This is a genomic window from Acetobacter nitrogenifigens DSM 23921 = NBRC 105050 (genome assembly GCF_000429165.1).
Classification (GTDB): domain Bacteria; phylum Pseudomonadota; class Alphaproteobacteria; order Acetobacterales; family Acetobacteraceae; genus Acetobacter; species Acetobacter nitrogenifigens.
Genome location: NZ_AUBI01000001.1, coordinates 464159 through 489214, shown reverse-complemented (window position 1 = coordinate 489214; position 25056 = coordinate 464159). Strand labels below are relative to the sequence as shown.

General features: G+C 62.5%; 17 protein-coding genes. 9 read left to right on the top strand and 8 right to left on the bottom strand.

Annotated features, from left to right (window positions below; translation table 11 throughout):
- Positions 1-47 precede the first annotated feature (47 nt).
- Positions 48-305, bottom strand: coding sequence for a hypothetical protein (locus G442_RS26050; protein ID WP_456303699.1), 258 nt, complete (start codon positions 303-305; stop codon positions 48-50).
- Here G442_RS26050 and G442_RS0102235 point away from each other — a divergent pair.
- Both G442_RS0102235 and G442_RS0102230 read left to right on the top strand, forming a co-directional pair.
- Positions 241-2586, top strand: coding sequence for a TonB-dependent receptor (locus tag G442_RS0102235; protein WP_051291822.1), 2346 nt, complete (start codon positions 241-243; stop codon positions 2584-2586). The genes G442_RS26050 and G442_RS0102235 overlap by 65 nt on opposite strands.
- Positions 2587-2698: 112 nt before the next feature.
- On the top strand, positions 2699-3811 hold the full coding sequence (locus G442_RS0102230) for a glycerophosphodiester phosphodiesterase family protein (protein WP_026396671.1): 1113 nt from the start codon (positions 2699-2701) through the stop codon (positions 3809-3811).
- 67 nt (positions 3812-3878) lie between these two features.
- Here the strand turns inward: G442_RS0102230 and nadC are convergent, their stop codons facing one another.
- The 4 genes from nadC to G442_RS0102210 form a co-directional block, all read right to left on the bottom strand.
- Positions 3879-4730: a carboxylating nicotinate-nucleotide diphosphorylase gene (gene nadC, locus G442_RS0102225; RefSeq protein ID WP_026396670.1), complete on the bottom strand. Its 852-nt coding sequence runs from the start codon at positions 4728-4730 to the stop codon at positions 3879-3881.
- A gap of 24 nt (positions 4731-4754) precedes the next feature.
- Entirely contained in the window at positions 4755-5747 is a 993-nt protein-coding gene (gene nadA, locus G442_RS0102220; protein WP_026396669.1) for a quinolinate synthase NadA, read from the bottom strand.
- Between the two features lie 405 nt (positions 5748-6152).
- On the bottom strand, positions 6153-7094 hold the full coding sequence (locus tag G442_RS0102215) for an NUDIX hydrolase (RefSeq protein ID WP_026396668.1): 942 nt from the start codon (positions 7092-7094) through the stop codon (positions 6153-6155).
- Between the two features lie 112 nt (positions 7095-7206).
- On the bottom strand, positions 7207-8832 hold the full coding sequence (locus G442_RS0102210; protein WP_026396667.1) for an inorganic phosphate transporter: 1626 nt from the start codon (positions 8830-8832) through the stop codon (positions 7207-7209).
- Between the two features lie 228 nt (positions 8833-9060).
- On the opposite strand from G442_RS0102210, the gene G442_RS20495 reads away from it, so the two are divergent.
- Together G442_RS20495 and G442_RS0102200 are read left to right on the top strand one after the other, a co-directional pair.
- Positions 9061-9411, top strand: a complete 351-nt coding sequence (locus tag G442_RS20495) for a hypothetical protein (RefSeq protein WP_051291821.1) — start codon at positions 9061-9063, stop codon at positions 9409-9411.
- Positions 9412-9581: 170 nt separating this feature from the next.
- A complete protein-coding gene (locus G442_RS0102200) occupies positions 9582-11219 on the top strand; it encodes a dihydroxyacetone kinase subunit DhaK (protein WP_026396666.1) in 1638 nt (545 codons plus the stop codon).
- A 273-nt stretch (positions 11220-11492) separates the two neighbouring features.
- On the opposite strand, the gene G442_RS20490 is transcribed toward G442_RS0102200, so the two are convergent.
- Positions 11493-12728, bottom strand: a complete 1236-nt coding sequence (locus G442_RS20490) for an MFS transporter (protein ID WP_051291820.1) — start codon at positions 12726-12728, stop codon at positions 11493-11495.
- Entirely contained in the window at positions 12725-14290 is a 1566-nt protein-coding gene (murJ, locus tag G442_RS0102190) for a murein biosynthesis integral membrane protein MurJ (protein ID WP_026396665.1), read from the bottom strand. The genes G442_RS20490 and murJ overlap by 4 nt, the downstream gene beginning before the upstream one ends.
- Positions 14291-14479: 189 nt before the next feature.
- Here murJ and G442_RS24825 point away from each other — a divergent pair, with 189 nt between their 5' ends.
- Positions 14480-14683, top strand: a complete 204-nt coding sequence (locus G442_RS24825; RefSeq protein WP_146882096.1) for a hypothetical protein — start codon at positions 14480-14482, stop codon at positions 14681-14683.
- Positions 14684-15070: 387 nt separating this feature from the next.
- Here G442_RS24825 and G442_RS0102175 read toward each other — a convergent pair whose 3' ends face one another.
- Entirely contained in the window at positions 15071-15823 is a 753-nt protein-coding gene (locus tag G442_RS0102175; RefSeq protein ID WP_026396664.1) for a hypothetical protein, read from the bottom strand.
- 189 nt (positions 15824-16012) lie between these two features.
- On the opposite strand from G442_RS0102175, the gene G442_RS0102170 reads away from it, so the two are divergent.
- From G442_RS0102170 to G442_RS0102150, 4 genes are all read left to right on the top strand, one after another.
- Positions 16013-19429 (top strand): transglutaminase family protein, encoded by a 3417-nt coding sequence (locus G442_RS0102170; RefSeq protein WP_026396663.1) that lies wholly within the window; start codon positions 16013-16015, stop codon positions 19427-19429.
- A 101-nt stretch (positions 19430-19530) separates the two neighbouring features.
- A complete protein-coding gene (locus G442_RS0102165; protein WP_026396662.1) occupies positions 19531-20643 on the top strand; it encodes a zinc-binding metallopeptidase family protein in 1113 nt (370 codons plus the stop codon).
- A gap of 797 nt (positions 20644-21440) precedes the next feature.
- The gene (locus tag G442_RS0102155) at positions 21441-24089 is read left to right on the top strand and encodes a circularly permuted type 2 ATP-grasp protein (RefSeq protein ID WP_026396660.1); all 2649 of its coding nucleotides are present in this window, start codon (positions 21441-21443) and stop codon (positions 24087-24089) included.
- Positions 24086-25012 (top strand): transglutaminase family protein, encoded by a 927-nt coding sequence (locus tag G442_RS0102150; RefSeq protein WP_026396659.1) that lies wholly within the window; start codon positions 24086-24088, stop codon positions 25010-25012. The genes G442_RS0102155 and G442_RS0102150 overlap by 4 nt, the downstream gene beginning before the upstream one ends.
- Positions 25013-25056: the final 44 nt, after the last annotated feature.

The window sequence follows — 25056 nt, the reverse complement described above, 5'->3', positions numbered from 1 at the left end:
TTTTCATCATGCTGTCACGCAACTGAAACGTAACTGTCCCGCAAATGTCACGCACGGGAAGCCGCCAGATACGTAGGTTCCGCGCCGGATAACGTCACGAATTGTAAAATGAGAGAGTTGATGACTTCACGCGCCCGGCGCCTCGCCATGCTTTCGGCTTTTTGCGCGCCTTTGGCCTTGCTTTCCTCGCTGACTTCGGCCGACGCGGCCTCGTCATCCACCTCGATAAAGCGCCATACGATGCGCGCAAAAAACACAGCGTCGCCAGCGGCGTCTCTTCCCGCCGCTACGCAAGCCTCCGCCACGCCGCGCCTGTCTGTGAAACCAGCCAAACAGGTGGCCGGCTCCACGACGGCGTCCGGAGTGGAGTCCATTGTCGCAACGGCCCGGCGCTCGCGCTCCGAGCAGAGCCTCGGCCACACCCAGATCCAGCGCATCCTTCCGGGCGTGAATCCGATCAAGGCGCTCAGCATGCTGCCCGGCGTTATCTATGAAGACGCTGATCCGTGGGGCAACAACGAGCAGAATGCGTCGCTCTACATCCACGGGTTCAATCAGAACCAGCTTGGCTTCACACTCGACGGCATACCGTTGGGCGATCAGTCTTATGGCAACTATAACGGCCTGTCGCCGCAGCGCGCGGTGATCAGCGAGAACATCGCCAATGCGGCGGTGGCCACAGGCGCGGGTTCGCTGGGCACTGCCTCGACGTCCAACCTGGGCGGAACGCTGGAGTTCACGTCGTCCGATCCCAAGCGTCATGCCGGAGGGCAGCTTTCGCAGACGTTCGGCAGTTGGTCGACGTTCCGAACCTTCGCGCGGATCGATACGGGCGAATTCGGAAATGGTAACTACGCCTATGTTTCGTGGGCGCGACAGGACGCGCGGGCCTGGGATTTTGCAGGCCACCAGGGCGGCAATCAGGTCAACGCCAAGTTCGTGCATGAAGGCCTGCATGACAAGATAAGCTGGTTTTTCGACTGGTCAGACAAGGTTGAGCCGAACGAGGACGGCATCGTCCTGCCTAACGGTTACGGAACATATGTTCGGCCGTTCATTTATCCTGACGCCGCCTACGCAAAAAAATATTTCAATTCGAGCGCCTATACTTCGGCTGGTTTGAACTACAGAAATTATTACAGCGCAGCGCAGCGCCGTGATTTTCTGACGTATCTCTCGTGGAATCACGATTTCAACAGCCATCTACACCTGAATACAAAATTCTACTATCACAACAACACAGGAGAAGGCGTCGTCGCTGGCCCCATTTCAGCGGCCGGGCTTCCGACTCTTTTCTCTGCATACTATCCGGGTCAGAATCTGAATCAGGTTTTCGGCGGGTCGGGTCTTGCGACACGCACGACCGAATATTGGGACAACCGCGGCGGCGTCATGTCGTCGTTGCGGTATGAACTGGGCGCACACACGATCGAGGTCGGCGGCTGGTACGAACGCAATAACAATACCCAGGCGCGGCGCTGGTATCCGTTCAGCTGGTCTGATCCGACCACGCCTTATCAGCGCCAGCAGAATGCGCTGATTGATCAATATACAAACAATTTTTACACGAACACCTGGGTCACGCATCTGCAGGACACGTGGAAGGTATCGAAAAACTTCACGTTGAATGCGGGCTTCAAGTCGGAACTGGTGTACACGAACGGCACCTTGCCGGTCGCGGCCAAGGCGGGGTCTCTGTCGCCGAGCACGGCGATCACGGTTCCGGGCGGCACGGTTGCGGCGGCGAAGCCGTTCCTGCCGTCGTTCGGCGCAGTCTGGAATATTACGCCGAACGAGCAGTGGTTCGCGAATATTCAGGAAAACATGCGCTCTTTCCAGGCGACGGGCTATGGAAACGCAACGGCTTGGGGCGCGACGAGTCAGGCCGCGTTCGACAATTTTGCGCGCAACGGAAAGCCGGAAACATCGTGGACGTACGAGACCGGCCTGCGGACGCATCATAACGTCAACCTGGGCCCTCTGACCGGCATTCAGGCTCAGGCCGAGTATTACCACGTTCATTTCTCGAACCGTCTGGTGGCGATCTCAACGACGCAGGTACTGTCGTCCATCGTCGGTTCGGCGACGACGCTCGCCAATGTCGGATCGGTGTCCACCGACGGCATGGACTTCTCGTTCACGGCGCAGTTCGGCGACCATTTCTCGCTGTATAACGCGCTGTCCTATAACAAGTCCGTTTACAACGATAACTACTCCACCGGCACGTCGCTTGTTCATACGGCGAACAGGAACGTGGTCGGCACTCCGGACTGGAGCGAAAAATTCATCGCCACCACGAACTGGGGCGGTTTCAGCGGGCAGTTCATTGGGGAGGTGATCGGCAAGCGCTTCACCACCTACACGAACGACATGTGGGCCTCGCCGTATGCGATGTTCAGCATGAATGCGGGCTACGCGATCCATGGCATTCCGCATATTCCGGTTCTGCGTGTGCAGGGAAACATCACGAACCTTACGAACGTGAAGGCGTGGTCAACGGTGAGCGCCACGCAAACTTCCGGGCAGTTCACAGCCTATCCGATTGCGCCGCGTATGTTCTTCCTGACGCTTAGCGCTGAGTGGTAAGAAGCCTGCTGCGAGGCGCCTTGCGCGCCTGTCGCCCCGTCGGTCACTCTGACGGCGGGGCGGCGCCGAAGCGGATGTGCGCTTCGGTAGATGGATTACGATGAGGGTACACATGCTTACGCGCAGATCGACGTTCGCTTTCGCCGCCACGACGGCTGCTGTTTCCATTGTCGGGCGTAGCGCAAAGGCGGAGCCGATGCTTGCGCCCAAGCCCCTGATTTTCGCACACCGTGGCGCGTCGGCGCTGTTTCCCGAGCATACGCTGGCGGCCTATGCGCGGGCGATGGCGGACGGGGCTGATTTTATCGAACCCGATCTGGTCATGACCAAAGATGGCGTGCTGGTCGTGCGGCATGAAAGCAATATCGCCGAAACGACGGACGTGGCCTCTCACCCGGAGTTCGCCAATCGCAAACGTACGATGAAAATCGACGGGCGGGACCAGACCGGATGGTTCACGACAGATTTCACGCTGGCCGAACTCAAGACGCTGCGCGCAAAGGAGCGTCTGGGGACGGTTCGTGTAAGCAACGCCCGTTACGACGGACGTTTTGACGTTCTGACTTTTGAGGAAATGATCGATTTCGTGTCGGCGGAATCCGCCGCCCGGGGAAAAGTTTTCGGTGTGATACCGGAGATCAAGAATTCCACGCATTTTCATGCGCTAGGGTTCGATCCTGAAGCCGCATTCCTGCGCGTGATTGCCGCCCACGAATATACGCGACAGGCGCCGCTGGAGGTGCAGTCGTTCGAAACGGGCAATCTGCGTGCGATTCGGGAGAAGGTTCTGGCGATCAACCCACAGGCGCGTCTTATGTTTCTGATGGGTGAACGCAATTACCAGATTCCCGATCTCGCGGCCGCAGGAAAGAAGACAACGTTTGGGGATATGATGACGTCGGAAGGGCTGAAGGATATCCGCACATTTGCGGATGTGATCGGGCCGTCCAATACCGATCTCATTCCTCGGGATGCTGACGGCGCGTGGGTGGTGCCCAGCACTCTGGTACATGACGCACATGAAGCCGGGCTTCTGGTGCATTCCTATACGGCGCGGCCGGAAAACATGTTTTTGCCGAAGCAGCTTCGTAATGGTGACGGGCCGACCGCGCGCAATCCTGCGGGGATGATTGCGGAATTACGCCGGTATCTCGATCTCGGACTGGACGGATTCTTCACGGACGATCCTGCTTTGGGGCGTCTGGCCGTGGACGGGCGCGGTTAAAGCCGGATTCGTAAACACGCCGATTACCGGCATGGTCTTTCATCTCTCTGGTCAGGGCCTGCGGCGTTTACGCGTCGAAATCGAGCCCGAAATCCATGGCGCGCACGCTGTGCGTCAGCCAGCCTACCGAGATCAGGTCCACGCCGGTCGCAGCGATGCCGGGCGCCGTCTCGGGCGTGATGCCGCCTGAAGCCTCGGCGATCGCCCGGCCGTTGATCATGTTCACGGCTTCGCGCAGCGTATCGCACGACATATTGTCCAGAAGAGCGGCGTCGACGCCGCCTGTGGCAAGCGCCTCGGCGAGCTGGGCGAGGGTGTCGACCTCGACTTCGACTTTCACCAGATGCCCGACATTCGAACGCACGCGGTCAATTGCGGCGCCGACGCTTCCAGCGATGGCGATGTGATTGTCCTTGATCAGCACTGCGTCGTCGAGGCCAAAACGATGGTTCGAGCCGCCGCCGACCCTTACCGCATATTTCTGTAGCGCGCGCATTCCGGGCGTCGTCTTGCGCGTGCAACACAGCTTCGCTTTGCTTCCGGCGATCGCCTGGGCGATGGACGCGGTCGCCGTGGCAATGCCGCTCAGATGCGAAAGCAGGTTAAGACCGACGCGCTCTCCGGTCAGAACGCCACGCGCTGAGCCTTCAATACGCGCCACCGTGTCGCCCGGCGCCACCCTGTCGCCGTCGCGCGCCAGCATCGCTACGGTCACGGTCGGGTCAATCAGTTTGAAAGACAGCCGCACCATGTCCAGACCGGCGACGACGCCGTCCTGTCTGCTGCGCAGTGCAGCGGCGGCGATCGCATCCGGGGGAACGATCGCGTCAGTGGTAATGTCCCCCGCGCGACCGAGGTCCTCCAGTAGCCCGGCGCGGACGATGGGCTCAAGCAGCAGGTCGGGCAGGGGATAGTGCATTGTCTTCTTCCGAAATGCCGTGCATCAGGCAGCGAGCATACGCTCGATGGACAGGCGGGCGCGGTCCGCCACGGCGGGGTCAATCGTCACTTCCGTCGTCATGGTTTCAAGAGCGCGACGGATGGCGGGCAGCGTGATCAGCTTCATGTGCGGGCAGAGATTGCATGGCCGCACGAACTCGACTTTCGGGTGCTGGATGGCGAGGTTGTCGCTCATCGAGCACTCGGTCACCAGCAGCACGCGACGTCCATCCGCAGTCGCCACGTAATCGGACATTCCTGCTGTAGAACCAGAGAAATCGGCTTCGGCCACGACTTCCGGAGGGCATTCCGGGTGGGCCAGAACCACAAGGCCGGGGTAGGCGTCGCGCCAGTGGCGAATTTCCTCGGGCGTGAAACGTTCGTGGACTTCGCAATGGCCCTTCCATGTAACGACGTCGACGCCAGTTTCTTTCGCAATATTCCGGGCGAGAAATTCGTCGGGGATCATGATGACCCTGTCGACGCCGAGGCTCTTCACGATGCGCGCGGCGTTGCCGGAGGTGCAGCATATGTCGCTCTCGGCTTTAACGTCGGCGGAGGTGTTCACGTAGGTGATCACCGGCAGACCGGGATAGCGTTCGCGCATCAGCCGAACGTCGCGCCCGGTGATGGAGTCGGCGAGAGAGCAGCCCGCGTTGCTGTCGGGGATCAGCACGGTTTTGGACGGGTTCAGCAGCTTCGCTGTTTCCGCCATGAACTCCACACCCGCCATGACGATGACGTCGGCCTCGACATTCTGCGCTTCACGCGCGAGCGCGAGTGAATCTCCCGTGACGTCCGCAACGCAATGGAAAATTTCCGGCGTCTGGTAATTGTGGGCGAGGATGACGGCGTTCTTCTCCGCCTTCAGGCGCTGGATCGCTGCGATGTCGTCGGCGAACGCGCCCCATTCCATTGGCGGAATCAACGCACTCACGCGGTCATACAGGGCGTCCAGAGAGGGCGCTTCCAGGCGAGGCTTGAGTATATGGTTCATGAGCCCTCCGAAGGGCGGCGAAAAAGATTAATACTCAATATGAGTATTAATCGGGTGGAAGCAAGACCTGCCTCGTGTGGCCTGAGCTACGAGATCGGCGTGAGGAGGGCTTCCTGCGTGGCGAAAGTCAAAAGAAAAAAACTTTAATGCAGCGGGGGTGGCGGGCGTGAAGGCATGCTGACGGCTGTCGACCGCCGGAAATGGCGGCGCCACACATCAGTGTGAGATTCCACCCGGGCTTGCCGTTAATCGCTGATATTCGTGTTGGCGCGCTCTTCGTCTGACCTTGGATGTTCCGCAGATATTCTCCGCGTGTCCTCAGGCGCTGCGCGTTACCGTGGTTCGCGATGGCGGAACTCGCCGGAGTCCTCTCGCTCGTTTGGCGTTGCGCTTGCGGCCTGTTCGTCAACGCGCCCGGACGATCGGCAGCTTCGATCCGGCTACGACGCGTTCCATGACCACCGACCGGCGAAATCTGTAGAGCCGTGCAGGTCGTCCTCCAGCCTCGCGGCTTTCGTCGCCAGTCTCTTCAATCAGTCCCTGATGAGCGACCTGACGGCGGAAGTTCTGCTTATGGACGTGACGACCGGCCACGCGTTCGACGGCCTGCTGCAGTGCGAACAGCGTGAACTGATCCGGCATCAGTTCGTAGATGACCGGTCGGTAGCGGATTTTCGCGCGAAGCCGCGCAATCGCGGTCGCAAGGATGCGGCGATGGTCGTGGCGCATGGCGAGCCCGGTCACGCAGGCGTCGCCGCCGATGTCCGCCATCTGCGCTTCAGGGACAAGTCCTGCCTCGTAAAGCAGTTCATAACGCTGGAGGACCAGTTCGTCGTTCCAGGATTCCCCATTCAGGCCAAAGACCTGATCGCGTCGCTGGCGCAGTTCTTCCCACCTTTCGGGCGACTGTCGCGTAATCCAGTCGTCGAGGCGCTGAAGAAGGGCGCCGACCGCGGGGGCGGCGCGCGGGCACGCCTGATCTTCCCATGGGAAGTAATCGTACCAATCCCGCCAGGCGGCAGGAGACCCGGCCTCGTCGAAGGGGTTGGCGTGTTCGGCCGGGCGTTCGGCGCCGACTCGGGTGAGGGCGAGATAGGAAATCGCGACGCGCCGTGGCTCGCCGTCAGCTGGGAGGTGGTCGGCGAAGGTGTAGAGTTGCTCCAGATGCCCGACCGCGACGCCCGTTTGTCGCTCCACGGCGGCGCGCAGACTGGCCTGAAGGGAGCGGTCGTCTGTTCTCAGCGGGCCGTTAGGCAGGCTGCGTCCGTCTTCCAGCGTGAGCACGCGGGGCGTGTCGCCGTTAAAGACGACGAGGACGGCGACGAGTTCGGTCTGAACGAGAGACATGTTGCGCACCGATTATAGTGTCGACGCGACGTTTGTGCACCCGGGGTCGCGTTGAAACGGGGTGCGGAGATGCTTTGGTCGGCTCGCCCGGGGCAAGCCGACCCAGGCTGGCTCAGAAGACCTGTCGGAACAGGATGTAGAGGCAGCCGGAGATCGCCATGGCGGCGGGCAGGGTGGTGACCCACGCCATCGCCATTGCGCGCAGGGTGGACCATTGCAGGCCGGAGCCGTTCGCCGCCATGGAGCCCGCGACGCCGCTCGAGAGGATGTGCGTGGTCGACACCGGTAGGCCGTATCCCTCCGCAAGGCCGATGGTGCCCATGGCGACCAGTTCGGCGGCCGCGCCCTGCGCGTAGGTCAGATGCGTTTTGCCGATTTTCTCGCCCACCGTCACGACGATGCGCTTCCAGCCGACCATCGTGCCGAGGCCCAGCGCTATGGCGACGGAGATCTTGACCCAGAGGGGAATGAAACGGGTGCCGGCGTTCAACTCGCCCATGAAGGATTGCAGGATTTTCTTCTGGTCAGCGGAAAAGTCGGCGGGGTCTTTCATCACGCGGATCGCGTCGGAGACCAGATACATGTCCGTGCGGACGTTCGACACGCTGGCCGCAGGCACGGATTTGATCGAGCCGTAGGTCTTCACGGAGTGAGAGATATCTCCGCTCAGAGTGGTCAGGGCGGCGAAGACGTCGGGGGACGAAACGGATTTCGCCCGCAAGGCGGCGCCGACCCGATCACGCGCGGCGGCGTTGTCCACTGCAGGCGCGTCTCCGGCATGCAGGTGGAACACGTTTTCGGCCTGGTCAGCGGTCTGGATGAAGGCGGGCATGCTGCTGTCCGGCATCGCGCGGTTGAGGGCGTAAGCCGTCGGCGCGGCGCCGATGAGGATCAGCATGATCAGGCCCATGCCTTTCTGGCCGTCATTGCCGCCGTGGAAGAACGAAACGCCCGTGCAGGTGCCGATCAGCAGGGCGCGGATCCATGTCGGGGGCGGCTGGTCGCCCTTGGGCGCATCATAGAGAGCCCTGTTCTTGATGCAGATCTTCATGACGAGCAGCAGAAGCGCCGCCATCACGAAGCCACAGAGCGGACTGAACAGAAGCGCGGAGAATACTTTCTGCACCTGTCCCCAGTCCACGCCCTGCGTCGCGGCGCCGGCCGGAGAGACGAACTGGTTGGCAAGGCCGACGCCCATGATCGAGCCAACGAGAGCGTGCGACGAGCTGTTAGGAATACCGAACGCCCAGGTGACGAGGTTCCACACGATAGCGGCGATCAGCAGCGCGAAGATCATCGCATAACCGGCGCTGCTGCCCGATTGCAGGATCAGTTCGACAGGCAGCAGGGTTACGATGCTGTAGGCGACCGTGCCGGCGGAGGTGACGACGCCAAGGAAATTCCACAAGCCCGACCAGACGACCGCGACCATGGGCGGCAGGCTGTTGGTGTAGATCACCGTGGCGACGGCGTTGGCGGTGTCATGAAAACCGTTCACGAACTCGAACGCCAGCGCAATGATCAGCGCGACGCCGAGCAGAACGAACGTGCCGACGGCGAGATGGCTGGTGTCGCCCGCAGCGCTCATGTCGTGCAGGACGCTCCATGCGGCGAAGCCGAGCGCGCCGATGAGCACGCCGAAGAAGATCGCGGCGCCGAGCGGTTTTCTGCCCCCGTTGAGGTCGGGACGATGCAGTGGACCGGCGGCGTTCTGATAGTCGATCGTTGCGTCTGACATTCTCGCTCCCCGCGCCAAGACGAGGGCTTGAATACGAGAATCGGATTTTAAAAGCGACGACAGTAAGATGATGAATTTATGACAACCATTTTGCTGCGCCGGACCTGTTTTTCAGATAAGCGAACACGACCAACTATCACTTTATCGTGCGTTAGCCTTTCTTCGACTATCCGAGCCTTGGCCGGATTTGTCGGGGGCCTCGCCGGATTTCGACGAGGGGCTAGAGATATGGACTACAGGCGAAGGTCGGACGACGGCGCGTCGCCGGGGCCTGCGGACGGGCGCGGCAACCATGGCGGGCGTCGGCGACGGCTGGCGGAAACGTTGCTGGCTGCGGTCCATCAGGCCTGTGATCTTGGTGAGCTGGATACTGCGCGCGGCCTTCTGGCGCTTGCGGAGGATGTCAGCGCGCGGAGGGGCATGAGTTGGGAGCTCGGTCGTCGGCGCGTCATTGAAAACCTCGTGTTCGCCCATGAGCGCCTGTGGCAGTTGCGGCGTTCCGTCGCTCACGCAGAGTCTTTTCCTGTTGAGAGCTTCGAATTTCTGCGAAGCCAGCTCTACTCGCCTGCCGATGATTGAGCGCGACGCCGAGAAGCGCTGGGGGCCAGTTCCCGTAGGCGGAGTTTCGGAGCGCGGTGATCGCAGGGGTGGACGGACGATCGAAACGGCGTGACGGTAACGCGTTTATGGTCTCGGGCGGGCGACGCAGCCAGCATCAGGGACCGCCTCCCGCGAAAGGACATTCCGGCATGAAGCGCTTCATCAACAGCCGCGAGAAGCTTGTCACCGAGGCTTTGGACGGCCTGCTGCGATCGCCTGCGGGCCGCAACCTGACACGCCTGGACGGTTATCCGGACATAAAAGTCGTTCTGCGACGTGACTGGAAGAAAGAAGATGGCAAGGTCGCCGTGATTTCCGGCGGCGGCTCCGGCCACGAACCGGCGCATGCCGGTTTCGTCGGGCGCGGCATGCTCACCGCCGCTGTTTGCGGATCGCTGTTCGCCTCGCCCGGCGTCGACGCGATTCTTGCAGGCGTCATCGCAGTGACGGGACCGGCCGGGTGCCTGCTGGTCGTTAAGAATTACACTGGCGATCGTCTTAACTTCGGGCTTGCGGCGGAACAGGCGCGCGCCATGGGGCTGAATGTCGAGATGGTGGTGGTCGGCGACGATATCTCCTTACCCGGGCATCGCCACGCGCGTGGCGTTGCGGGCACGATCTTCGTCCATAAGGCGGCGGGCAGCGTTGCGGAGGCCGGAGGGTCTCTGGCCGAGGTGACGGCTATGGCGAAGGACGTTGCGGCGCGCACGCGCTCCATCGGGTTATCCCTGAGCGACGTCGATGCGTACGACGAGGCGCATGAAAGTCGCCTGAAGGCGGATGAGGCGGAGCTCGGTCTGGGTATTCATGGCGAGCCCGGCGCACAGCGCATCGGACTGACGGACGCGGATGGGTTGATGCGATTGGCGGCGGACGAATTGGTCTCGTCTTTGCCTGCAGGCGACGCACGTTATGCCCTGATGCTGAATAACCTGGGCGCGACGCCGGTGGTCGAAATGTCCCTGTTGCTTGACGCCTTCTCCCGCACGGATCTGGCGAAGAAAATTGCTCTCGTCGCCGGTCCTGCGCCGTTCATGACGGCTCTCGACATGAACGGATTTTCGCTGTCCGTTCTTGAGTTGAGCACCGAGATTGAGGCTGCGCTGGAAAGCGAGGTTGGGCCGGAAGCATGGACCGGGGTCGCATCGTGGCGCGAGCCTTTCGTGACGCCGTTGCCGACCTTGCCTGAGGTCTTCGCGGCGGCGCCCTCAGACAATGCAGCGGTCAGGGAGGCGGTGACGCGTGGGGTCAAGGCGTTGCTGGAAAATGAGGACTATCTCAACGGACTGGACGCCAAGGTTGGTGACGGCGACGCTGGATCGACCTTCGCAGAGACTGCGCGCGTCATCGACGGGGCGCTGGACCGCCTGCCGCTGAACGATCCTTTCGCCCTGATGCAGACGCTGGGGCGGCTGCTGTCCCGACACGCGGGAGGGTCGAGTGGGGTGCTGCTGTCTATCATGTTCGCGGCGGCCGGACGCAGCGGGCAGGAACGCTGGCAGGCGGCGCTGGCTGAAGGTCTCGCAGCGATGCAGCATCTCGGGGGCGCCGGGGCGGGCGACCGGACGATGCTGGACGCGCTGATTCCGGCGATCGAAGTTTTGGAGAAAGACGGGCCTTGGGACCGTGTCGTCAGCGCTGCGAGGAGCGGGGCCGATGCGACGGCAAAAATGAAGAAGGCGGGCGCGGGGCGTGCGTCTTACATTCCCGAGGGGCGGCTGGACGATACGCCAGATCCGGGAGCGGAAGCGATTGCGCGGTTGTTCGAGGCGCTGCGGGGCGGCTGACGCGTAAGCGTCGGCTCTTGGAACCGTACCTCTACGCACCGCTTCACAGATATGACTTCAGTTTTTGGTTTCGTGGAATTTCTGCGCCCTGCCCGATGAATTCATCCGGTGGGGTGAGGTTCTGATTCTTTTGCAGTGACGGCTTCCCCGGACGAAGCGGGCTGGGGCTCTCACCGCGCCTGTTTTGCGAAGCGCCATGAGCGCCACGTTAAAGCAACGATGCACGGGCAATTTCCGTTGGCGACGGGCAAATCCGTTCACGCATAACGCGCGCTACGAGGCGTCCTGCGACCCCGGGCGCCACCGTTCGCGTGGCACGAGCAGGACCGGAGCCACCCCGGCAAGCGCCGTTGCGCTTACGACCAGAAAAACCTGAGGGAGCGCGAGGTAGTGGGCCACCACTCCGGACGCCAGTGCTGCGACGCCCGCTCCAGCATCGAAGAAACCGTCGAACAGGCCTAGCGCGGTCCCGCGCTTCTGCGCAGGCACGGCGGAGAAAACCGGAACGGTCAGCAGGGGATAGACCATGGAGAAGCCGAACCCGGTGACGATAGCGCCGATCAGCGCCATCAGCGGCGTTCCGGCCTGCCAGATCGTCGCCAGACCGACCGCCTGTACGAGCAGGCACGCCACAGCGAGCCACGGGCCGCGAATGCGGTCGGTCACGTCTGAGAACAGCACGCGCGCGCAGACATGTCCGGCGCCGAAACCGAAAACCCCGGTTCCCGTCCCCCCGAGCGGGAGCGCCGTCCAGCCTTGCGCCGTATAGTCGAGCGCCAGAAAGGAAGTGACGGCTGCGAAGCCACAGGCGTTGGCGAGCAACGCAAATCCGGGCAGCGCAACAGCCGACATCATGCTCCGCAATGAGACAGGTTCATGATCGTGGTAGAGCGCACCTGCGCCAATCGGCGCGCAGATGGCCATCGCCAGCGCGGGCACGAGCATGGACGCCAGCGCGGCCAGCGCGAATCCATGTGGTTGCCCGTAATCGATCGCCGCTCCGGCGGCGGAACCGATGGCGAGTCCGGCGAACATGCCGAGGCCGACCCATGAAACGGCGCGCCCTGTGCGGCCGGGACCTGCCCGGTCTATGCCCCAGAGGCCGGACCCGGCGATGAGCAGGCCTTCTCCCACGCCCATCAACACACGGCCGACAATGATCGCGAGCAGCGCCAGCGACCGTCCGGCGCCTGTCGCGGGATTCGTGAAGTCGGACAGGGCGTAGGCGAGTCCGCAGAGGATCATGACGCCAAGGCCGAGTAAGGTCGCGCTCTTGCCGCCGCGCCTGTCGGCGACGCGGCCGCTCCACGGGCGGCTGATCAGCGTGGCGATCGATTCCAGACCGATGACCCAGCCGACCGTCGTCAGGTCGTACCCATATCCGAGATGGAGCTGAGGCGGCAGGATGGGCAACGATATGCCCATCGTCCCCATGCCGAGCATGGTGACGAAAGAGATCGTCGCCAGAGCAGACGTGCTCGGTGGAGCGCTGTCGGCGGTGCGCGTCATTTTTGACGATTGGCCCGACGGGCAAGACGGCGCCGGACGCCGTCCAAGGCGCTGGCGAGGTCGAGCACCCTGAGCGCGTGTAACACGCCAAGATAGAACGCTGCGCCGAGCGGCACCTCGATCCCGAGCGTGACGCCCAGCCAAAGCGTCCGATGCGACGCAGGGATGGTGAGCATGGCCTGCGCCGCGCAGAGTATCGCCGCCATGGCGATCGCCGCGCCCGCCATCAGCGCGACCCGTTTCGTCAGCTTACGGTCGAAGCGTAAAGCATCGCGCTTCAGCAGCAGCAATGTCAGCGCGGCGACATTCACGATGGCGGCGAGCGAACTGGCCAGAGGCGGCCCGACATGCGCGAGGGGACGCATCAACAGAAGGTTGAACATCAGGTTTATCATCAGGGTGAAGAACCCGATCTTGACCGGCGTGGACGTATCGCCGCGCGCGAAGAACGCTGGGGCCAGAACCTTCGCCATCACGAAGGCGGGCAGGCCAAGCGCGTAAGCGCGCAGGGACTGTGCGGACAGCGCGGCGTCGGAGAGGCTGAACGACCCGTGGGCGAAGAGAAACTGCATGATCGGCGTGGCCAGGGCGAGAAGCCCGGCGGTGGCGGGCAGCGTCAGCAACAGCACGTAATCGATGGCGCTGTTCTGGACGGCGTGCGCGGTGTCCTCCTCTCCTGCGGCGAGATGCCGGGTCAGCACCGGCAGCAGCGTAGTCCCGGCGGCGGCGCCCAGCACGCCCAGCGGCAACTGGTTGAGACGGTCGGCGAAATACATCAGCGAGACGCTGCCAGCAGGCAGGAGGGTACCGATAATGGTGTCGATCGTCAGATTGATCTGCGTGACGCCGCTGCCGATGAGACCGGGGGCCATGCGTCGCCCCAGAAGGCGCAGTTGCGGCGTGATGCGCGGCGGCAGTGGCGTCAGATCGAAACCGGCTCGCCTCGCGGCGATCATCAGCAGTCCTAGCTGCGCCACGCCGGAGACGGTGACGCCCCACGCCGCAGCGTGCGCGACGCTGGGCAGGAAGGGTGTGGCGAACAGCACGGCGGCGATGCCGACCACGTTGAAAGCGAGGTAGGCCGCAGCGGCGGCGCTGAAGCGGTGCAGGCCGTTCAGCACGCCCGAAACCAGAGCCGCTGCGCAGATCAGGACCAGATAAGGGAAAGTGATGCGGCTGAGCGTTACGGCCATATCGTATCGGGAGCCGGTCTCGGTGAAGCCGGGGGCGATGACCCGCAGCACCTGCGGCATGAAGATCTCGCCGAGGATGCAAAGGAAGATCAGCCAGGTCAGCAGCACGCCGAAAGCCTGCCGTGCGAGCGTGCGCGCTGCGCCGTCGCCTTCGGTTGCGAGCGCCGAGGAGAACAGGGGGACGAACGCCGCATTGAACGCGCCTTCTCCGAACAGGCGGCGGAACATGTTCGGCAGTCTGAACGCCACCTGATACGCGTCCTGCATGGGACCGGCGCCCATGAAGGCGGCGAGAAGCTGGTCGCGCACGAGGCCGAGAATACGGCTGAGCATCGTCCAGCCGCCGACAGTAAGAAAACCCTTGAGCATAAGCGCTTATAGAGATGCGAACGGGGCTACGGAAAGACAGGTTCGGGCAGACGTTTCGATTATCCGTGAAACGGAAGACGCAGATCGTCGAAAGCCGTAAGGACGCCGCCGCTCCTTGCCGTGTCCGGTAATTTTGTTATTGCGAAAACACGAGCTTATGGCGCTGATGGCGCGGAGTGGGGGATTTGGATGCGCGACAACTGGAGAGCCGCTCTGGCGCAACGAATAACGATGCGGGTGATCATCATCGTTATTGGGCTGGTCACTATGGGACTTGCGGCCCGGTTCGCTATCGCCGCGCCCGACGTTATGCCGGGAGAGGCGATGGGGATGGTCGTGCTTGTCGTGGTGGGCGCGTTGCTGCTGCTCGGCGCGATCTGGGTAGGGCTTTAGTTGGGGCGAAGATCAGCGACCGCGTGCCCCAGACAGGACGGCACAGGAATTTGGGGGTGACGGCGGGTAATCAGAGACGCGGGGAGCCGGTACCTGTCGATTCCTGCGAATGTGTGTGCGCCGCCAGCAAAACAGCGACCAGACCATTGGAAAATTGACGAGCGACCCAGGCGATCATGATGTTTTCCCCGGAAGATCATGTGGTGCGAATGTGACTCAATGTTCATCTTAAGTAAATTAAAAAACGCGCCCCTGTCATGCGGTGGGCGCATGTTGCTGATCGCCTGCCGAGTAGGCTGAGCGCGGCTTTGCGGCCGTCGTCGAAGGATTTTCCGTACGGAATTTTCGTCGATAAAATGTAATGTTTGTGTCGCAGTGGTCGAATTTTTATTGTGTCATCATTTCAACGGCGAGGCGGGTCGTGGCGATCAAATCCGGTCGGCTGAGCCAATCAGAGCGTCCTGCCTCGGCGACAACAGTCATTTGTTCGTATTCCCTGTCGCCGGACTGTCGCCATAGCGATTCGATCTCGGCGAAGGGCAGGGCGGTGGTGAGCGAGACGCAGATATCGACGATTTCGGTCTTGGCGTGAGTCACCGCGACGACAGGCGCGCCGACCGTCAGATTCTCCGCCGCCAACCCCAGCTCTTCTTCGGCTTCCGCCAGAATTTGTGCAGCGAGGTTGATATCGGTGGGTGAGTCTGCAGCAGCGCTCGCTCGGGCTTCGACCGTTCCCGCGGGCGGAGATTGCCAGAGCCCGCCGAGATACGCCGCGTCGCGTTGACGTCGCGCCAGCACCAGTCCTTCGGGGCAGAACAGAACGCCGCAGACGGCGAGTTGCCGAAGTGGGCGAGACCCAAACAAGCCGGGGCGTCGGATCTGGGCGAACGCACGACGATATTCAGTCCAGTGTCCGTCTATCCGGTCGGTGGAGATGGCGTCGGCGCAGAAGATGCGCCCGTTGAACAGCGTGGGTCGTACGCGACGGGCGTCGTCCCATATTCCCGTGACGCAGGCTTCCGTCTCCGGCGGCAGGACCGGTTGCTTCCCGTTTGCGTGGATAGTGAGGCGCGGTGAGAGCCGTATGCAGGTCCATGCTGAAAAGTCGTGATTTGTGGCGGACGCCTCAGGTGGGATCATGACGAACGGGAGAGATGAAGGGGGAAAATCACGGGGCGTATCCTTTGGCGGCAGCGTTCTCGAGATCGGGCGTTGCGCGTCGACACGGGAGACTGCGTCAAAATTTTCTCATTGCGTAATAAAAATGGGTCTGTCGGTCCTCGCCGCGCTGGGCTTAAATCCAGAAAGCCAAGCTCTGGAAAGATGACTATGACGCTACACGTCGCCCTGACGCACAAGACCACCTACGATTACGACCGGCCGGTGACGCTCGGCCCGCAGGTCATCCGTCTGCGTCCTGCGGCGCACGCCCGCACGAATATCGTGTCCTACGCGCTCAAGATCGAGCCGGAACCGCATTTTATCAACTGGATGCAGGACCCGTCCGGCAACTGGCAGGCCCGCGTCGTGTTCCCGGAGCGCGTCGACCATTTCCATGTCAGCGTCGACCTTGTCGCCGACATGGCGACGGTCAATCCGTTCGACTTCTTCCTTGAACCGGATGCGGAGCAGTGGCCGTTCACATACGACCACGTGCTGGATCAGGAACTTGCGCCGTATCGCCGGACCGAGCCTCTCGGCCCGCTGTTGAGCGTCTTGCTTGACGGCGTATCGCGCGAGCCGCGCCGGACGGTGGATATGCTGGTCGAACTGAACCAGGCGATTCAGCGACGCATTTCTTATGTCGTGCGCATGGAGCCCGGCGTCTGGACGCCGGAGGAGACGCTTGGCGAGGGGCGCGGTTCGTGCCGCGACAGCGCGTGGCTGCTGGTGCAGTTGCTGCGTCACCTTGGTTACGCGGCCCGGTTTGTGTCGGGGTATCTGATACAGCTCGCCGCCGACGAAAAGCCTGTGGAAGGCCCGAGCGGCCCGGAGGCGGACTTCACCGACCTTCATGCGTGGGCGGAGGTATATCTGCCCGGCGCCGGCTGGGTCGGTTTGGACGCGACATCGGGAATGCTGGCGGGCGAGGGACATATTCCGCTCGCCGCGACGCCGGAGCCAAGTTCCGCTGCGCCGATTTCCGGCGGCGTGGAGAAGTGCGAGACCGAATTCGGGTTCGAGATGTTCGTGACGCGCGTGGCCGAAACGCCGCGCACGACGATGCCTTACGCCGACGGAACGTGGCGCGACATCCTTGCCGCCGGCGAAGCGGTCGATGCGCAGCTTGAGGCTGGCGACGTGCGTCTGACGATGGGCGGGGAGCCGACGTTCATCGCCGCCGCCGACATGGATGCGCCGGAGTGGAATATCGAGGCGCTGGGCCCGACCAAGCGGGCTTACGCGCAGCGACTTCTGCATAAACTGATGCCGCTCTGGTCGCCCGGCGCGGCCTATATGACGTTGTTCGGCAAGCATTATCCGGGTGAACAGCTGCCCCGATGGGCGCTGAGCTGCTACTGGCGCGTGGACGGGGAGCCGGTGTGGCTCGACCGTGCGCTCCTTGCGTCCGACGACGATACGGACGACGCGACGGAACATGACGCACGGCGTTTCGCCCGCTCGCTCGCGCAGCGTCTTGGCGTTGACGAGGAACTTGTGACCCCTGCGTACGAGGACGTTCATTACTATCTGTGGAAAGAGCATCGGCTGCCCGCAAACGTGCTCGCCGAGGGGTCGAAGCTGAACGACCCACTGGAGCGCGAGCGTCTTGCGCGGGTGTTCGGGCGTGGGCTGTCGCGGGAATCCGGTTCGGTGTTGCCGCTGCGGGTTGAAGTGCGCGACGGCGTGCGGCGTTGGCGGTCGGGGCGCTGGTTCCTGCGCGACGACACCATTTTCCTGATCCCGGGCGACTCATCGATCGGTTTCCGCCTGCCGCTGCACAGTCTGCCCTGGGCCGACGCGGAGAACATCGAGCAACAGTTCGAGCCTGATCCGTTCGCGGCGAAATCTCCCCTCCCGCCGCATCCGGCAGCCGTTCGTTATGCGCCGACCGCATACAGGGCGAGCGCGCCTGATCGTATTGGCTCGCAAGGGGCTTTCCACGAGGGACCGCAACGTCCCGAGCCTATGCTGTCAGATCTTCCGGCGTTACCGCCCTATCCCGTTGGCAAGCCCTGGCGCATCAGTACGGCGACGGCGCTGGGCGAGCACCTTCTGGAGATCAATCGGGAAGAGCCGGACGTTGTCCGTACTGCGCTGACTGTCGAGGCGCGAGGTGGAATCCTTCATGTATTCTTTCCGCCGCTGTATGCGATCGAGGACTGGCTGGATCTGTGCGCACAGGTCGAAGCGACGGCGAACGAATTCGGTCGCAAGGTTGTGCTGGAGGGCTATGCGCCGCCGCGCGATCCACGGGTCAAGTCGTTCTCGATCACGCCGGACCCTGGCGTAATCGAGGTCAACGTGCATCCGGCGGCGAGTTGGGCGGAGCATGAGGAACGCAGCCGCCAGCTTTACGACGAGGCGCGCGGCGTCGGCCTGATCGCCGAAAAATTCCTCCTCGACGGCCGTCACGTCGGAACAGGCGGCGGCAACCACGTGGTGATGGGCGCGACGAGACCGGAGGATAGTCCTTTCCTGCGCCGTCCAGACCTGCTGCGGTCGCTGGTCGGATTCTGGCACAATCACCCGTCGCTGTCCTACCTGTTCAGCGGTTTGTTCATTGGGCCAAGCTCCCAGCATCCGCGCATTGACGAGGCGCGGCAGGACGCGCTGTATGAGCTTGAGATCGCGTTCCGGCAGGTGAACCGGCAGACCTTCACGCCGCCGTGGCTAACCGATCGGCTGTTCCGCAACCTGTTCGCCGATATGACCGGCAACACGCACCGAACCGAGTTCTGCATCGACAAGCTGTATGCGCCGGAAAGCTCGTCGGGGCGGCTGGGGCTTGTGGAATATCGCGCATTCGAGATGCCTCCGCATCACCGGATGGCGGCGGCGCAGAGCCTGCTGATGCGTGCTTGCGTCGCGGCGTTCTGGAAGACCCCGTACGAGCGTCGTCTGGTTCGCTGGGGAACGCGCCTGCACGACGATTTCATGTTGCCGCATTATGTGGAGCAGGATTTCCGCGACGCGATTGCGGAACTGGCGCAACTGGGCGCGCCGCTCGACGCGGACTGGTTCGCGCCGCATTTCGAATTCCGCTTCCCGGAGATCGGAAATATCAGCGAACTGGGGATCACGCTTGAGCTTCGCCATGCGCTGGAGCCGTGGAACACGCTTGCAGAAGAACCTGCGGCTGGCGGCACGGCGCGGTATGTCGACAGCTCCGTTGAGCGCGTGCAGGCGCGGGTCAGCGGTTGGGTCAGCGAACGCTATGTTCTGGTCTGCAATGGCGTCGCCGTGCCGGTCACTGCGACGCAGAGGCAGGGCGAATACGTCGGCGCCGTGCGTTTCAAGGCGTGGAATCCCCCCAGTTCGTTACATCCGACGATCGGGGTCGAAACGCCCCTTATGTTCGACATCTACGACACATGGACGGGGAGGAGCGTCGGCGGGCTTACCTATCACGTCGTTCATCCGGGCGGCCGTAGTTACGACACCCGCCCGGTCAACGCGAACGAGGCGGAAGCGCGCCGCCGCACGCGGTTCTTCCCGATAGGTCACACGGTCGGACCTATGGCGCCGCCGCGTCAGGAACGGTCTTTGGAGCAGCCGCGCACGCTGGATCTGCGCCGTTTCTGAACGGCGTCTCAACGGAGCCGTGAAAAATGACGGCTGACAGGAAACGACCGCACTGACTGTCACGTTGTTAGGGCCTTAGCGGGATCCGGAGCCAGACGGTCATGAAGTTGTTTTGCTGCCAGGCGTGCGGGCAGATGTTGTTCTTTGAGAATGTCCGGTGCGAGCGGTGTTCGCGTCGCGTCGGTTATTGCAGCGAAGGAGCGACGCTTATCGCGCTGGACCCCGCTGACGGCGAGGGTGGGGTCGGCGTGGGAGGATGGTTGCCGGCCGGCGGGGACGCGTCGGCGCCCCGCATGTTTTGCGTCAATGCGGAGCAGGACGCGTGCAACTGGTTGGTGCCCGCCGGAACTGAAGACCAGTTTTGCGTCGCCTGCGCGTTCAACAGGGTTATTCCCGATCTGACGGTCGAGGGAAATCTTGAGTTGTGGCGCAAGCTTGAAGCGGCCAAGCACTATCTGATCTACAGCCTGCTTCTGTTGAAACTGCCGATTAAAAAATCTGTCGAAGCTGCGGACGGTGGTTTGACTTTTGACTTTATGGACGATCCGCTAGGCGGCGAGGATGGCCAGAAAGTGATGACGGGCCATGACGAGGGCGTCATTACCGTCGCGCTACGAGAAGCGAATGATGCAGAACGTGAAAAGATGCGTCTTGAAATGGGCGAGTACTACCGCACGGTGCTCGGGCATTTCCGTCATGAAATCGGCCATTACTACTGGAACGTTCTCGTGCGGGACGCCGGACAGCTTGAGGCGTGTCGCGCCGTGTTTGGCGACGACTCCCAGGATTACGGCGCCGCTCTGACCGTTCATTATGAAAATGGACCGCCTGTCGGGTGGCAGGCGACATATGTCAGCTCTTACGCCACGACTCATCCGTGGGAAGATTTTGCGGAAACGTGGGCGCATTACCTGCATATTGTCGATACATTGCAGACCGCGATGGCTTTTGGTCTTGTAGTCGACACCACCACGCCCGAAGGCGATGGCCTGGAGCGTCATTTCAATTTTGATCCGTATTCCGCGGGGTCTTTTGACGAAATCCTTAAAGCGTGGTTGCCGCTGACTGTCGTTGTCAACGCGCTCAATCGGTCGATGGGGCAGGCGGATCTTTATCCGTTCGTAATTACGCCAGTGATTGCGGAGAAGCTCCGTTTTATTCACCAGCTTGTGCATGGCCTGCCCCTCGCTGACGCGAAGCTGGAGGCCGCGTAGGGAGGGTGCATGGTAAATTCGGCATGGCATTACGTTTTCTTGGGTTGGTAGTTTTGCAGGTGACGTTTGAGGGCGTCGCCGCGGATACCTTCCCTGAGATTATAAGGAAATACTTCAGTTCGAAGCGTTTCCGGCTTTGTCCTCGGTGTCCTTGACGCCGATTGCGGTGGGAATAGGTTCGCCACCTGGAGCAGGTTTTGAAATACGCGCCGACAGCGATTCAGCGCGCATTCTCTGCGCTTTGGCGCTCGTGGACGCTCCGATGTCGAAACCACACGTTGGCAGCGGTTTGAACCGGGTCGCTTCGCGCCCACCCTGTACATTTCCCAAAAGACCCTTGGGTTGTTTTTAGGTCAGGCCTCAATTGACTGTGGGGTCCGCCAGGCTGCGTCGGGTTCGACTGGACCTTGCTGGCGTTCTGGTCTGAACGTTCGCGACGGGGCGGCGCGTAGGTAACTCTGGCGGTGATCGAGTGCGGCACTTAACGGGCGCAAGCGCCTGCGCGCTCTCGCACTGACCTGTTCCGATGAGCTTTGCGTCGGCTGTAAGCGTGTGTGCCACCGGAGTGAAGGTCGCCGGGGACGCTTATGATCCGCTTGCCGCCGTTACCTGAATACGGCCTTGATTCGGTAGCAGTTAGGTTCTGAACGGCGAAAACTGATTGACGTCAGGAACTGAAGGGTGCTGACCGGCCGATCCGTTTTTATGGCTGATTCGATATGGGTGGACCTTGCCCGAGAGGCCGACTGGTGGAGAGCATTGCGCACAGATCGGGCCACCCCTTAAAACGACTCCTTATGAACGAGACGATTCCCCTCGACGAGATGGTGGACGGTCGCGGCGGCGTTCGCCAGCACTGGCGGCGGCTGCTCGCCGTGTTTTCCGATCTTGGCCATCGTGAACTTGCGGCGAGGAAGCGTCAGATCGCGGTGGCGCTGTCCGACCAGACAGGCTCGCCGCTGCCGATGGAGGCGTTGAGCGAGACGATCGAGGGGCGCGCCAAGGCGGCCCGCCGCCCGGACGTCGTGGCAGGTCAGAGCAGGCCTTTGATTTGCGACCCCCTGCCGATAATCTTGCGCGCCGAGGAATTCGCGGTGCTGGAGGCTGGGGTCATTCAGCGCGTGCGCTTGGCGGAAAGCCTGCTGCGCGATGTCTACGGGGAGCGCGAGACGTTGGCGCTGGGCCTGCTGCCTCCGGCTCTCCTGTGGGCGAACAGCGGATTCATGCGCGGGGGAGAACTGGATGGCGAGCACGGCCGTTCCCGCCGCTTTCTGTCGTCGTTCGCCGTTGATGTGGTGCGCGAGCAGGACGGCGTCTGGCGGGTTCTGGCGGAACAGAGCGTCAGGCCGGACGGAGCGGGCGTCGCGATGGAGGCGCGCCGCCAGATGGTGCGTGTCGCGCCGGAATTCTTTTCCGGGCAGGATTTGCGTCGGCTGGGGCCGTTTCTCGACATCTGGCAGGAATCTCTGCAGCGGGCCGCGCCCGAAGGATTGACGAATCCCGGTCTGGCGTTGCTGACGCCGGGACCGCATTGCCGGGATTGGGGCGAGCATGTGATTCTTGCCCGCGAACTGGGCTGTGTCCTGGTCGAGGCCGGAGATCTGGCGGTTCGCGAGGGCGAACTGTGGCTGAAGACGGTAAGGGGTCTTCGGCGGGTGGATGTGCTGCTGGTCCGTCAGGACGGGCGAGCGCTCGATCCTCTGGAGCCCGATGGAACTGGCGCGGGGGGCGTCACCGGTTTGCTGGACGCTGCCCGTGCCGGGACAGTTCGGCTGGTGAATGATCCGCGTAGTGGATTCGTAGAGGCGCCGGGGCTCGCGCCCTTCCTCGCGCCGCTTGCCAATCGGCTCCTTGGCGAAAATCTTCTGCTGGAAAATACCACTTCCGTTTGGTTGGGAGATGAGGCCGGAGAGAGGTGTCTGGACGAGATTCTCCACGCAGGCTCGGGGGCCTCTGCAAAGCGGTCTGTTGCATGGAAGATCGGGTCCGCGTTGGACCCGGCCGAACCCTACCTGCGGATTTCGGAACTGGGCGCCGCCGAGCGCGCGGAGGCGGTGGACCGGATCCGGCGCGCCCCGTGGCGTTACGTGGCGCACCCGGTTCTGGCCCCGTCAGTCGCGCCGACCGTCGGCGTGGACGAGTTTGTGCCCAGGCCGGTGACGATGAGGCTGTTCGCGGTTCATGATGGTGAGGACTGGACGGTGATGCCGGGCGGCCTGGCAAGCGTGTATGAGGGCGCGGCCCCCACGAATGGGGACGGTCATGAGCATGTCGTCAAGGACGTATGGGTTCTCGTCAACGATCAGATCGCGCCTCGGGAGCATCCGGTCCATCTCGCCACCCCGCTGCCGATTCGTCGCTCCTTGGGAGATCTCCCCAGCCGCGCTGCGGACGATTTTTTCTGGTTGGGCCGATATCTCGAACAGATCGACAGCACTGCGCGACTTTTACGCGTTGTCCTCGCGCATATGGCGGGCGGCGAGCCATCTCCACGAGAGCGGGTCGATCTGGAGACGCTCGTGCGGGAGCTGCGCGCTGTTGGTCTTATCGATGAAATCCCGGCCTCCGGTTATGGGCTTTCCGCACTGATCCACACGCTCTCACGGGCGATGGGAGAGCAGGGATTATTCGGACGTATTTTGCGAAAAATCCTCCGACTCGTCCCGGAGCTTTCCGATCGCCTGACGCGTGAGATGCGTGATTTCATTATCCACAATTCCAACGATCTTCTGGACAAGCTGGCGGCTGCGCCAAGCCGTAGCGAAGTGTCGCGGTCCATCGCGCGCGTGACGGCAATCACCGACGCGTTGCTGGTGTATGGGGCGACGCTCTCGGGCCTCACGGCGGAAAACATGGTGCGTTCGGGCGGGCGGCAATTTCTTGATCTTGGCCGTAGAATCGAACGCGCGTCGCTGGTTCTGTCGTGCTGCGCGGGCGTTCTGGAGCAGCCCGGCGTTCATCAGCGCGGGCGAATGGAGGCGGCGCTGAGGTTGATGCTGGAAATCTGTGACAGCGTCATAACCTATCGCTCGCGTTATTTCGGCGTCGTGCAGCCTGCGCCGGTGCTCGATTTGCTGCTGCTTGATGCGGACAATCCGCGCGGCGCCGGTTTCCAGTTGGCGGCGTTGCGGGATTCCCTCGGCGAACTGGCTAATGCCGGGGGGACGGCGCCAGCGGCGCAACGCGCGGCGTCGGGCGAATTGTCCGCCTCAGCGGCGCAGGTTCTGGATTCGTTGACGATGGTTGTGGCGTCGGTGCTGGCGAACCAGAATCAGGACCGCGCCGCAGCCGATGCGCCGGAGGCGCTGCGCAGCGCCTGCGCTTCGGTTCTTTCATTGTCCGACCAGATCGGTCGCTGTTATTTCTCCGTTCTGACCTCGCCACGGCTGGTCGGCATCATCGGCGACGATCTTGTGGCGGACAGCCATGACGAGGCGCTGGCATGATCTATCGCGTTCGTCACTCGACCGTGTACAGCTATGGAAATCCGGTCGACCTTGCGGCGCACGTCTTGCATGTAACGCCGCGGGATCTGCCGGGACAGCGGGTGCTGTGGACGCGTCTCGATTGTGAACCTGCGCCGGTGAAACGTCACGGCGGCGTCGATCATTTCGGAAATCCGGTCTTCTGGCTCTTCCATGAAGAGCCGCATACGCGGTTCGAGATTGTGGCTGTATCGGAAGTTGACGTGGCGTTTGCGGCTCCGCCCCCGGTGGAGGAGATATCCTCCTGGGAAGTTGTTCGAGATCGTTCAAGATTCGATGCTAATGTTTCTCAGTTTCTGTTTGACGGATCGATGTGTCGCGCCTCTGAAAAAGTTGGCGCCTATGCAGCGCAATCATTCCCGGCGGGTCGGTCGCTGCTTGAAGGCGTGCTCGATTTCAATATGCGCGTTTTCAAGGAGTTTCGCTTCCGCTCCGGCGTCACGTCGTTGCGGACGACGGCGGACGAGGTGCTGGCGCGGCGGGAAGGAGTTTGCCAGGACTTTACGCACCTGATGCTCAGCGGATTGCGTTGGCTCGGCCTGCCGGCGCGATATATGTCGGGTTATATCCGCACGCGCCCGCCGCAGGGGCAGAAGCGTCGCCTGGGCGCAGATGTTTCGCACGCATGGGTCGGGGTGTGGCTGGGGCCGGAGTTCGGCTGGCTTGGCCTGGATCCAACGAACGGAATCGTCGTGCAGGACGAGCATGTGGTGTTGGGGTGGGGCAGGGATTACGCGGATATCAGCCCGGTTCGTGGTCTGATTCTGGGCGGCGGCGGCGATACGCTGCGCGTTGGGGTCGATCTCGTTCCCGTCGATGAGTGGGATGAGGACCCGACCTTGCGGGCGTTGACGGCGGCGCGTCAATCCGTAGACGCGGGCTGACATTTCACAGACGTCCTCAACTGCTGTGGTTCTCCGGGCGCGGC